General features: G+C 67.3%; 8 protein-coding genes. All 8 read left to right on the top strand.

Going from position 1 to position 12,264, the window contains the following annotated elements:
- Window positions 1-128: 128 nt before the first annotated feature.
- The 8 genes from AC1DYN_RS22630 to AC1DYN_RS22595 all read left to right on the top strand — a co-directional run bounded on the left by AC1DYN_RS22630 (window position 129) and on the right by AC1DYN_RS22595 (window position 11,934).
- Window positions 129-386, top strand: coding sequence for a hypothetical protein (locus AC1DYN_RS22630; RefSeq protein ID WP_477963368.1), 258 nt, complete (start codon window positions 129-131; stop codon window positions 384-386).
- Window positions 387-396: 10 nt separating this feature from the next.
- On the top strand, window positions 397-999 hold the full coding sequence (gene tadA / locus AC1DYN_RS22625; RefSeq protein WP_477963367.1) for a tRNA adenosine(34) deaminase TadA: 603 nt from the start codon (window positions 397-399) through the stop codon (window positions 997-999).
- On the top strand, window positions 968-1,903 hold the full coding sequence (locus tag AC1DYN_RS22620; protein WP_477963366.1) for an LD-carboxypeptidase: 936 nt from the start codon (window positions 968-970) through the stop codon (window positions 1,901-1,903). The genes tadA and AC1DYN_RS22620 overlap by 32 nt, the downstream gene beginning before the upstream one ends.
- Before the next feature lie 211 nt (window positions 1,904-2,114).
- Window positions 2,115-4,358 carry an ABC transporter substrate-binding protein gene (locus AC1DYN_RS22615; RefSeq protein ID WP_477963365.1) on the top strand — a complete coding sequence of 748 codons (2,244 nt, stop codon included), beginning with the start codon at window positions 2,115-2,117 and terminating at the stop codon, window positions 4,356-4,358.
- 4 nt (window positions 4,359-4,362) lie between these two features.
- Entirely contained in the window at window positions 4,363-5,346 is a 984-nt protein-coding gene (locus AC1DYN_RS22610) for an ABC transporter permease (RefSeq protein WP_477963364.1), read from the top strand.
- Between the two features lie 22 nt (window positions 5,347-5,368).
- A complete protein-coding gene (locus AC1DYN_RS22605) occupies window positions 5,369-6,835 on the top strand; it encodes an ABC transporter permease (protein ID WP_477963363.1) in 1,467 nt (488 codons plus the stop codon).
- 9 nt (window positions 6,836-6,844) lie between these two features.
- On the top strand, window positions 6,845-8,710 hold the full coding sequence (locus AC1DYN_RS22600; RefSeq protein ID WP_477963362.1) for an ABC transporter ATP-binding protein: 1,866 nt from the start codon (window positions 6,845-6,847) through the stop codon (window positions 8,708-8,710).
- Window positions 8,711-9,156: 446 nt separating this feature from the next.
- Window positions 9,157-11,934, top strand: coding sequence for a TonB-dependent receptor (locus AC1DYN_RS22595; protein WP_477963361.1), 2,778 nt, complete (start codon window positions 9,157-9,159; stop codon window positions 11,932-11,934).
- Window positions 11,935-12,264: the final 330 nt, after the last annotated feature.

Genomic DNA, 12,264 nt, shown 5'->3' with positions numbered 1-12,264 from the left:
CCGCCACCCGGCTGTCCCCCGCGCTCGACCGCCGGTGCCGGGTCGGCCCTGTTGTACGATGCCGACCGCCCCGAACCCGGCTACCCTGCGCCCCGCAGGCCCGGACTGGCACCGGGCGGGGATGACAGATGAAAGCCACCTTCGGATTCGTTTCCTTGCTGATCGCCCTCGCGATCATCGGCGTCGTGATCAACAAGCAGCTGAAGGCCGTCGGCAAGGTGCCGGTGGTTGCCACCGATGGCAGCGTCTCCGCGGGCACCAGTGCCGGCGGCACGGTCCGTGAACAGTCGCAGCAGCTGCAGGACAAGGCGCGCAACGACGTCGTCAAGGCGCTGGAGCAGGGTGCCCAAGGCGCCGCCCGCAAGGACGAGAGCGACACCAAGTGAAAGGCCCGCGATGAGTTCCGCGGCCGATGAACGCGCGATGCGCATCGCGCTCGACCAGGCCCGCAATGCGTGGCTGGTGGGCGAGGTGCCGGTCGGCGCCGTCATCATGCGCGCCGGCCAGGTGATCGCCACCGGCTACAACCGCCCGATCACCGAGCACGACCCGACGGCGCATGCCGAGATCGTCGCGCTGCGCCACGCCGCCACGCTGCTCGCGAACTACCGCCTGCCCGAGTGCGAGCTCTACGTGACGCTCGAGCCCTGCGCGATGTGCGCGATGGCCCTGATGCACGCCCGCTTCAAGCGCGTCGTCTTCGGTGCCCACGACCCGAAGACCGGTGCGGCCGGTTCGGTGATCGACCTGTTCTCGCAGCCGCAGCTGAACCACCACACGCAGGTCGAAGGCGGCGTGCTGGCCGCCGAATGCGGCGGCGTGCTGCGCGACTTCTTCGCCGAGCGCCGCGAGCTGTACCGCCAGCGCCGCAGCGGTGCGGCCTCGGTGTTTGCCGAGGCCGATCTCTCCATCCCGTCCGGATCGGCCGCCGAGCCGCCCGGCATTCCCACCGGCGAGGCCGTCGAAATTGACCCACCCCCACCATCACCATCACCATGACGACGACGGCCCGGCTGCGCGCACGCTGACGATCTTCTCGCCGGCCGGCGTCGTGGCTGCCGCGGCACCGCTGCGCCGCGCCGCCAAACGCCTGGCCGGGCTCGGCTTCGACGTGACGGTCGACGAATCGGCGCTCGAGAAGCACCAGCGCTTCGCCGGCGACGACGAGATCCGCCTGGCGGCGCTGCACCGCATCGCCCGCGCCGCCCCGTCGATCGCGATGGCGGCGCGCGGCGGCTATGGCCTCACGCGCCTGCTCGACCGCATCGACTGGAAGCTGCTCGCGCACAGCGCCGAGCACGGCACGCGCTGGGTCGGCTACAGCGACATGACGGCGCTGCAGCTCGGCCTGCTCGCGCATGCCAAGGCCACCAGCTGGGCCGGGCCGATGGCTTGTGCGGACTTCGGCGCGGACGCGCTGGACGAGGTCACGCCCGACTGCTTCGTCGAGGCCATGAGCGGCGAGCTGGAAGCCGTCGGCTTCCGCACCGAGGCCGGTTTCGACGGCCTGGAGCGCAAGGGCACGCTGTGGGGCGGCAACCTGTGCGTGCTGAACGCGCTGCTGGGCACGCCGCATTTCCCGAAGGTCAAAGGGGGCGTGCTGTTCGTCGAGGACGTCAACGAACACCCCTACCGCATCGAGCGCAGCCTGCTGCAACTGCACCAGGCCGGCGTGCTCGATGCGCAGAAGGCGATCGTCCTGGGGGCCTTCACCGAATACCGCAAGTCGCCGCTGGACCGGGGATACACCCTCAAGTCGGCGGTGGAGCACCTGCGAAGCGTGACGAAAGTCCCGATCCTGACCGGTTTGCCGTTCGGCCACGTGCCGACCAAGCTGACACTGCCGGTCGGCCGCAAGGTCACGCTGCTGGTCGACGGACGGAACGTGCTGATCGGCTGGTAGCTGGCACTTTTATTGCGTGCACCGAACGCCCTGCGGCCTGCCGCCGGTAAAGCCGTGGAAACCCCTGGCAAACCGGCCCCGCGCCGGGCTTTATCATTGCGGACTGCCTCGCGGCGACACGGCCACAAGCCGCGTTGTGTGAGGCTCTTGTTTTTTTCCGGCCGTGCTTACCCGCACGCGCCGCTTGTCTGTCGTCGAAGGAGAGCGCGGGATGCGGGGATCTGGATCGTGGCTGGGCCAAGGGCTCGCAGCCCTGCTCGCCGCCTGCACCGTGCTGGCCGGCTGTGACAACAGCCCCCAGCCCAAGGGCGCCGCGGCGACGAACACGATGTTCACCGCCTACCAGGAGCGTTCGCCACGCTACCTCGATCCGACCGCCTCGTACTCGAACAACGAGACGCCGGTCGTCTTCCAGGTCTACGACCCGCCGTACGCGTACCACTACCTGAAGCGGCCGTTCCAGCTGATCCCGAAGACCGCCGAGGCGGTCGCGCAGCCGAAGTACCTCGACAAGAACGGCCAGCCGCTGGCCGACGACGCGCCGGGCGAGCTGGTCGCCGAGAGCATCTACGACGTCAAGATCAAGCACGGCGTGCTCTATGCGCCGCACCCCGCGTTCGCCAAGGACGACAAGGGCCAGTACCTCTATCACGACCTGAAGGCCTCGGACGTCGAGGGCAAGCGCTCGCCGTGGGACTTCGCGAAGACCGGCACGCGCGAGCTGGTCGCCGACGACTTCGTCTACGCGCTCAAGCGCCACGCGACCACGCGCATCGAGGCGCCGATCTACGGCATCTTCTCCGAGTACGTCATCGGCCTGAAGGAGTACGGCGCGCTGATCAAGGCCGAGGACGCCAAGCTGCGCCAGGGGCTGGACCCGGCGTCGCTGGACAAGCCCTTCCTCGATTTCCGCCGCTGGCCGCTGGCCGGCGCGCAGGCGCTCGACCCGTACACGCTGCGCATCCGCATCCGCGGCAAGTACCCGCAGTGGAAGTACTGGATGGCGATGCCCTTCATGGCGCCGGTGCCGTGGGAGGCCGACAAGTTCTACGCCCAGCCGGGCATGGCCAAGAACGGGCTGGCGATGACGCGCTGGCCGGTCGGCACCGGCCCCTACATGCTCACCGAGTACGTGCAGGATCGCGTGCACGTGCTGACGCGCAACCCGAACTACCGCGAAGACCTCTACCCCTGCGAGGGCGAGCCGCAGGACGAGGCCGCCGGGCTGCTGAAGGATTGCGGCAAGCGCATGCCCTTCATCGACAAGATCGTCTTCACGAGCGAGAAGGAGAAGGTGCCGTACAAGGCCAAGTTCGTGCAGGGCTACCTCGACATCCCCGAGGTCGAGCGCGTCGACTGGGGCCCCGATTTCCTCGCCGACGCGAACGACTCCGACGAGGTGAAGCAGCGTTTCGAGCAGCGCGGCTTCCAGTTCCCGCAGACGGTCGACATCTCGATCTGGTACCTCGGCTTCAACATGCTCGACCCGGTGGTCGGCAAGGGCGCGACGCCGGAAGAGGACGAGAAGCACCGCAAGCTGCGCCAGGCCATCTCGATCGCGATCGACTGGGAAGAGGGCTACGGCCGCATCTTCATCCAGAAGGGCGGCGTCGCGGCGCACGGCCCGGTGCCGGCCGGCCTGTTCGGCTCGCGCCACGGCACGCCCGAGGGCTACAACCCGATCACGCACAAGATGGTCGACGGCAAGGTGGTGCGCCGCTCGATCGACGAGGCCCGGCAGCTGCTGGCCGAGGCCGGCTATCCCGACGGCCGCGACGCGAAGACCGGCCGCCCGCTGGTGCTGAACTACGATTTCCAGCGCGCGGTGACGCCCGAGTTCCGCGCCGAGCTCGACTGGATGGTCAAGCAGTTCGCCAAGATCGGGGTGCAGCTCGAGATCCGCGCGACCGACTTCAACCAGTTCCAGGACAAGATCCTGAAGGGCAAGCACCAGATCTTCTGGGCCGGCTGGCTGGCGGACTACCCCGATGCGGAGAACTTCCTGTTCCTGCTGTACGGGCCGAACGCGAAGTCGCGCCACGAGGGCGAGAACGTCGCGAACTACGAGAACCCCGAGTACGACAAGCGCTACCGCCAGCTGCAGCTGCTGGAGGACGGCCCGCAGAAGCAGAAGGTGATCGACGAGATGGTCGACATCCTGCGCAAGGACGCGGTCTGGTCGTTCGGCTACTACCCGTATGCGGCCGGTGCCTACCAGGAATGGGTGCACAACGGCAAGCCGACCATCATGATCCGCGACATGGTGCGCTACCACCGCATCGAGCCCGCGCTGCGCGTGGCCCGGCAGGCCGAGTGGAACCACCCGGTCTACTGGCCGCTGCTGCTGATCGTCGTGGCGCTCGTGCTGCTCGCGTGGATCGCGCGCCGCGGCTTCGTCGCGCGCGAACGCGAGGTGGCCATCGCCGCCGACGCGCCCCGTCCTGCGAAAGCCTGATCCGATGTTGAACTACATCATCCGCCGTGGCTTCTACGGCTTCCTGATCCTGCTCGGGGTCAACCTGTTCACCTTCCTGCTGTTCTTCACGGTCAACACGCCGGACGACATGGCGCGCCTGAACATCGGCGGCAAGCGCGTCACGCAGGAGCAGATCGAGAAGTGGAAGAGCGAGCGCGGCTACGACAAGCCGCTGTACGTCAACCACAAGGCGAGCGGTGTCGAGCAGCTCACCGACACCGTGTTCTGGGACCGCTCGGTGTCGCTGCTGGCGCTCAAGTTCGGCCGCTCCGATGCGCGCAGCGCCACCGACATCGGCCACGAGATCCGCACCCGCATGTGGGTCAGCCTGCAGCTGGCGGTGCCGCTGTTCGTGCTGCAGATCTTCGCGAGCGTCGGCTTTGCGCTGCTGCTGGTGTTCTTCAAGAACTCGCGCATCGACTTCTGGGGCGTGGTGGCCTGCGTGCTGATGCTGTCGATCAGCAGCCTGTTCTACATCATCGTCGGCCAGTTCCTGTTCTCGCGCATGTTCCGCCTCGTGCCGATCTCGGGCTTCGCGCCGGGGCTGGACGCGGTGCGCTTCCTGGTGCTGCCGGTGATCCTGTCGCTGCTGTCGCGCCTGGGCGGGGAAGGGCGGCTGTACCGCGCGATGTTCCTCGAGGAGATCGGCCGCGACTACGTGCGCACCGCGCGGGCCAAGGGCCTGAGCGAGCCCAAGGTGCTGTTCCGCCACGTGCTGCCCAATGCGCTGATCCCGATCATCACCAGCGCCGGCAGCTACCTGCCGTACGTGTTCCTCGGCAGCCTGGTGTTCGAGAGCTTCTTCGGCATCCCGGGGCTGGGCGCCTACGTGATCGACGCGATCTCGGGCCAGGACTTCGCGATCCTGCGCTCGATCGTCTTCATCGGCTCGCTGCTGTACATCGGCACCTACATCCTCATCGACATCGCCTACACCTGGGTCGACCCCCGGGTTCGGCTGAGCTGAGCCACGCACCGGAACCCAACTCATGCCGAAGATTGTCTTTCTGTGGTCGGACGTGGTGGTGATGCTGCTCGTGCTGGCCCTGCTGGTGTACGGCTGGCGCATCCGCGGCAGCGTCAACCTGCGCACCTCGTGGCTCAAGGTCTTCCGCGATCCGGCGGCGCTGTGCTCGGCGGTGATCCTGCTGGTGTTCCTCGGCGTCGCCGTGGTCGACAGCGTGCACTTCCGGCGCGCGTTGCAGAACGCGGCCGGCGGCGATGCCCAGCAGGCCCAGGCCTACAGCACGCGCACCGAATCGCTGCTCGACGTGGTGCTGTCCACGCAGGTCGAGGGGCGCGAGACCACCTACTCGGCACCGCTCGCGATGCGCGCCTTCACGAAGGATTCGCGCGAGGTCGACGGCAAGACCGAGCGCATCTTCCCGCGCCTGGACCATGGCGGCGCGCACCTGAAGGACGATGCCGGCTGGGGCGCCGACATCGCGTGGCGCACGCTGCGCGGCCTGGTCATCGGCGTGCTGGTGGGGCTGGCGGTGGTGTCGGCGGTGGCCGCGGTGGTGGCACGCGTGAACGGCTGGACCTGGCGCCAGGCCTGCCACCAGCTGCTGCACAACCACACCGACCTGCCGCTGCGCGCCGGGCTGATCACGGTGTTCGTGCTGTGCGCGATCTTCGGGCCGGTGTTCTCGCTGGCCACGCAGTACCACGTGTTCGGCACCGACCGCACCGGCAACGACGTGCTGTACCAGGCCTTCAAGAGCATCCGCACCGCGTTCGTGATCGGCAGCCTGTCGACCGTGGCAACGCTTCCGCTCGCGGTCGGCCTGGGCATCCTCGCCGGCTACTTCAAGGGCTGGATCGACGAGGTCATCCAGTACCTCTACACCACGCTGTCGTCGGTGCCGAACGTGCTGCTGATCGCCGCCTGCGTGCTGATGATGCAGGTCTTCATCGACACCCATCCCGACCTGTTCGAGACCGGCGCCGAGCGCGCCGACGTGCGGCTGTTCCTGCTGTGCGTGATCCTCGGGCTGACGGGCTGGGCCACGCTGTGCCGGCTGCTGCGCGCCGAGACCATGAAGCTGCGCGAGCTCGACTACGTGCAGGCCGCCACCGCGTTCGGCGTCAGCGACTGGCGCATCATGGTGCGGCACATCTTCCCGAACGTGGTGCACCTGATCATCATCACGACGGTGCTCGATTTCTCGGCGCTGATCCTCTACGAGGCGGTGCTGTCGTACGTCGGCGTCGGCGTCGACCCGTCGATGAACAGCTTCGGCGGCATGATCAACCTGGCGCGCAACGAGATGTCGCGCGACCCGGTGGTGTGGTGGTCGTTCGCCGCGGCGTTCAGCTTCATGGTGGCGCTGGTGCTGGCGGCCAACCTGTTCGCCGACGGCGTGCGCGACGCGTTCGATCCGCGGGCGCGCATCTTCCGGCCGCGCCGCAATCCGCTGGGCCGGCTGGCCCGCGTGAACCGTCCTTCCCGCTGAGCCGCCGCCATGTTGCAAGTCAATGATCTGAAGGTGGCGCTGGACGCCGATGCCGGCCTCGTGAAGGCCATCGACGGGCTGCGCCTGACCATCGCGCGCGGCGAGACCTTCGCGCTGGTCGGCGAGTCCGGCTGCGGCAAGAGCATGACCGCGCTCGCGCTGATGCGCCTGCTGCCCGACAACGGCCGCGTCACGCAGGGCTCGCTGCACGTCGAGGGCGAGGACGTGTTCGCGCTGCCCGAGTCGCGCATGCGCAGCGTGCGCGGCGGCAAGATCGGCATGATCTTCCAGGAGCCGTCGACCAGCCTGAACCCGGTCAAGCGCGTGGGCGAGCAGATCGTCGAGGCGATCGAGGCGCACACCGAGCTGCGCGGCGCCGCTGCGCGCGAGAAGGCCATCCAGTGGCTGGGCAAGGTCGGCATCCCGGAGCCGGCACGCCGCATCGACGAATACCCGTTCCGCCTGAGCGGCGGCCAGAAGCAGCGCGTGATGATCGCGATGACGCTGGCGGCCGAGCCCGATTTCCTGATCGCCGACGAGCCGACCACCGCGCTGGACGTGACGATCCAGGCGCAGATCCTCGACCTGCTGAAGCAGCTGCAGAGCGAGCAGGGCATGGGCCTGCTGCTGATCACGCACGACCTGGCGGTGGTGGCCGGCATGGCGCACCGCGTCGCGCTGATGTACGCCGGGCAGATCATCGAAGAGGCGACCAGCCAGGAGTTCTTCCGCTCGCCGAAGCACCCGTACGCCAGGCTGCTGCTGCGGGCGCTGCCCGACGCCGACAAGCGCGGCGGCCGGCTGGCCGCGATCCCCGGCACCGTGCCGCCGCTGTGGCAGGACTTCACCGGCTGCCGCTTCGCGCCGCGCTGCGACCGCGTGATGCCCGAGTGCCACACCACCATCCCGGAGCTGATCGACCTCGGCACGCGGCGCAACGTGCGCTGCATCCTCTATCGCGACCTGTCTCGCGATGGTGCGCTGCCCGCCGACGCCGCCCCGATCCAGGGCGAGAGCATCGTCGCGGTGGCCGCAAAGCGCACCGAAGCTGGTCTAGACCAGCCACTGCTGCTCGATGTGCAGCAGTTGTCGGTGCGCTTCCCGATCCGCCGCGGGCTGCTGCAGCGCGCGCAGGGCAGCTTCAACGCGGTCGACGGCATCTCGTTCGGCATCCAGCCCGGCGAGACGCTGGCGCTGGTCGGCGAATCCGGTTGCGGCAAGACGACCACCGGCAAGGCCATCGTGCAGCTGCTGCGCCGCCAGGCGGTGATCGAGGGCAGGGCGCTGTTCCAGGGCCAGGACCTGTTCAGCCTCGAGGGCGATGCGCTGCGCGATGCGCGGCGCGCGGTGCAGATCATCTTCCAGGACCCGTTCGCATCGCTGAACCCGCGCATGCGCGTGTTCGACGTGCTCGAGGAAGGCCTGCTCGCGCTGCGTCCCGAGCTGGACGAGGCGGCGCGGCGCGCGCTGCTCGAGAACCTGGTCGACCAGGTGGGCCTGCGGCGCGATGCGCTGCAGCGCTACCCGCATGAATTCTCGGGCGGCCAGCGCCAGCGCATCGCGATCGCGCGCGCGCTGGCGGTGAACCCGAAGCTGATCGTCTGCGACGAGCCGACCTCGGCGCTCGACGTGTCGGTGCAGGCGCAGATCCTGAACCTGCTGCGCGAGTTGCAGCGCGAGCTCGGTGTGTCGTACCTTTTCATCACGCACAACATCGGTGTCGTCGAGTACATCGCCGACCACGTGGCGGTGATGCAGAAGGGCCGCATCGAGGAATCGGGTTCCACCGAATCGGTGCTCTCCTCACCGCAATCGAGCTACACGCGCACCTTGCTTGCGGCGGTGCCCCGAATCAGGGCCGAACTGGGCGCCTGATGTCATCGCCGTAACGCATCGACGGCTGCGCGCCATCGATGGCGAAGAGCCCGCTTCCCGCGGGCCGGGCCGCGCTTTGGGCGGCAACTTTCGAAGGCTGTTGCACAGGGCCAACGGCTGTGTCCTTGCAAGCCTGGGATCGGTGACCAGGTGCGCGTCGAAGTGTGTCATCGGATGAGCCGCCGTCTTGCGGTGAATCGGCCGCAAACCCGCATGCAGCCTGGGTTTCCCGCCATCGCCCCGCGCGTCTCCTCGGCGCGCGCCCCACTTGCACGCGCAGGGCCTCTGAAGCGATCAAGGAATACCCTGAAGAGACCCCTTATCCCTTCAGTGACAATTCTTTTACATGTCTTTGCGGACAGGTCATGGCAGGTTCATAAAGCCGGCACATGACTTGCTGTGAGAGTGGGTTTATCGATCAACCTTTCAGTGTTTTAGGAGATCACATGTTTAGAAGAACGAAGGTCTGCACCGGCCTGATGTTGGCGTTCGGCGGCAGCCTTGCGCTCGGCTCACTGCCTGCTCTCGCTCAGCAGCAGCTCGAACGCGTCGAGATCACCGGCTCGTCGATCAAGCGGATCGATGCCGAGACGGCGCTGCCGGTCCAGGTGCTGACGCGCGAAGACATCGCCCGCACCGGCGCCACCACGGTCGAGCAGCTGCTGCAGACCGTCAGCGCGGTGAGCAGCTCGGGCGGCCTGACCGCCTCGTCGGGCTCCGGCGCGACCACGGGCGGCATCTCGTCCACCTCGCTGCGTGGCCTCACCTCCACCCGCACGCTGGTGCTGTTGAACGGCAAGCGCATCGCCCCGTACGGCATCGGCTTCACGAACGACTCCGTCTCGGTCGACGTCAACAGCATCCCGCTGTCGGCCATCGAGCGCGTCGAAGTGCTGAAGGACGGCGCATCGGCCATCTACGGTTCGGACGCGATCGCCGGGGTGATCAACTTCATCCTGAAGAAGGATTTCCAGGGCACTGAAATCTCCGTCGAGTACGGCACGCCGACCCGCGGCAGCGCCGGCGACTCCAAGCGCGCCAGCCTCAGCTGGGGCATGGGCAACCTGGCGACCGACCGCTTCAACGTGATGCTGGTCGGTTCGTTCCAGAAGGAATCGGCGCTGTACGGCCGCGACCGCGGTTTCGCGAGCCACTCGTACAACGTCGAGAACCAGGTCACCACGACCTCGGGCAACACCTTCCCGGCGAACGTCGCTTCCGTCCCGGGTACGCCTGCGGCATCGCAGGTTTCGGGCAACCCGACCAATGCGACGGGCTGCGTGCCGCCTTACTCGTCGATCGACCCCGTGTTCGGGCCGGCCGTCTGCCGCTTCGACCCGGCGTCGATGGTGGCCCTGCTGCCGGACACCGAGCGCGTGAGCATCTTCGGTTCGGCCAAGTTCGCGATCACCGACAGCATCGAGGCTTATGCCGAGGCGTCGTTCAACCGGAACAAGACGAACACCATCATCCAGCCGGTGCCGCTGTCTGACCAGTTCACGATTCCGCTGAACAACCCGCTGGCGAACCAGGCGCCGTACAACCAGTACACGACCTTCCCGTCGTCCACGATCATCCTGAAGCCCAGCTCGCCGTACTACCCGACGGCCTGGGTGCAAAGCAAGATCGGCACCACGGCCGCCCTGCCGGATCTGCGCGTGCGCTACCGCGCTGCGCTGAGCGGCAACCGCGACCTGACCGACATCGCCGAAGCACCGCGCATGGTGCTGGGCACCAAGGGCTCGGCCGGCGGCTGGGACTTCGACGTCTCCGCGCTGCACAGCCAGAGCAAGGTGCGCGAGCAGGTCAACGACGGCTACCCGATCTACTCGAAGATCCTGCCGCTGCTGAACAGCGGTTCGGTGAACTTCTTCGGCGACAACACCGCCGACACGCTGGCGCAGATCCGTGCCGCCAACTTCACCGGCGACGCGTTCTCGGTCAAGTCCACGCTGGACAGCCTGAGCGGCCACGTCTCGCGTGAAGTGATGCAGCTCGACGCCGGCGCGATGTCGGTGGCGGTCGGCGCCGAGTACCGCAAGGAGAAGTACCAGTTCAACCCCAGCACCGAGATCGCCCAGGGCGACATCTCGGGCTACGGCGGCAACCTGGGCGCGGTCGACAAGTCGCGCAACGTGACCTCGGTGTTCGGCGAACTGGTGGTGCCCATCACCAAGACGCTGGAGGCCGACGGCGCCGTCCGTTACGACAACTACGAAGGCACCGGCAGCTCGACCACGCCGAAGCTCAGCCTGCGCTGGCAGCCGAGCAGCCGCTTCCTGTGGCGCGGTTCCGTCAGCAAGGGTTTCCGGGCTCCCAGCCTGGCAGACCTGTATTCGCCGTCCACCACCGGCGTCTCGCAGACCGGCCTGACCGATCCGGTGCGCTGCCCGATCACCGAAGACGGCGTGAAGGATTGCGATACGCAGTTCCCGACCACCAACGGCGGCAAGCCCACGCTGTCGTCGGAGAAGTCGACCAACTTCACGACGGGCATCGTGCTCGAGCCGACGAAGAACTTCTCCGCCAGCCTGGATTACTTCCACATCAAGCTGAAGGACACGATCTCCAACGGCCTGCCGCAAGCGGTGATCCTGGGCAACCTGGCGAAGTACGGCAACTACGTCACCCGTGGTCCGGATGAAGTGGTCAACGGCGTGACGATCCCTGGCGCGATCATCAACATCGACCAGACCAACCTGAACACCGGCGAAACCAAGCTGTCGGGCGTCGACATCGACCTGAAGTGGCGCCTGCCGACCGAAGGCTATGGCCGCTTCACGCTCGGCTTCAGCGGCACGTACTTCATCAAGTACGACACGCAGAATCCGGACGGCACGTTCTCGCCGAACGTGGGCAACCTGGAGAACGCGACCACGGGTGGCGTGATCCCGCGCCTGAAGACCTACCAGTTCGTGAACTGGTCGACCGGCCCGTGGGACGTCACCCTCGGCCTGAACTGGCAGAGCGGCTACCACGACGTGCCGGGTTCGGATGCGGACGGCAACCCGCTGCCGCGTCGCGTGAGCCCGTACGAGATCTATGACGCTCAAGTCACGTACTCCGGCATCAAGGGCCTGCGCCTGACGGTCGGTGCGAAGAACCTGATGGATTCGGATCCCCCGTACACCAACCAGAGCTTCTCGTTCCAGTCCGGCTATGACCCGCAGTACGCCGACCCGCGTGGTCGCTTCGTGTACGTGCGTGCCGCGTACGCCTTCTGATCGTCATCGACTGAAAGAGGCCTGATGGGGCGCCGCCGGCGGGAGCCGGCTGGCGCTTCGCGCGAGGGTCTCCACCGATTTGCCCGCTGGCCACAAGCCGGCGGGCATTTTTGTTAACCTCGAACGTTTGCGTTTCCACACTGGAGATCCCAGCGTATGGACTTTTCCAAGCGACAAGCCGACCCCCGCCGCCACCTGGTCGGGATCGGGTTTGTCATTTTGTTTCACGCGGCGATCGTGTATGCGCTGCTGACCGGGTTGGCCAAGAAGGTGGTCGACGTGGTGAGGGCGCCGATCGAGACGAAGGTGATCGAGGAGGTGAAGAAGCCC

The organism is Rhizobacter sp. P2_D12, from assembly GCF_056404395.1.
This window is presented reverse-complemented; position numbering and strand designations above follow the sequence as displayed.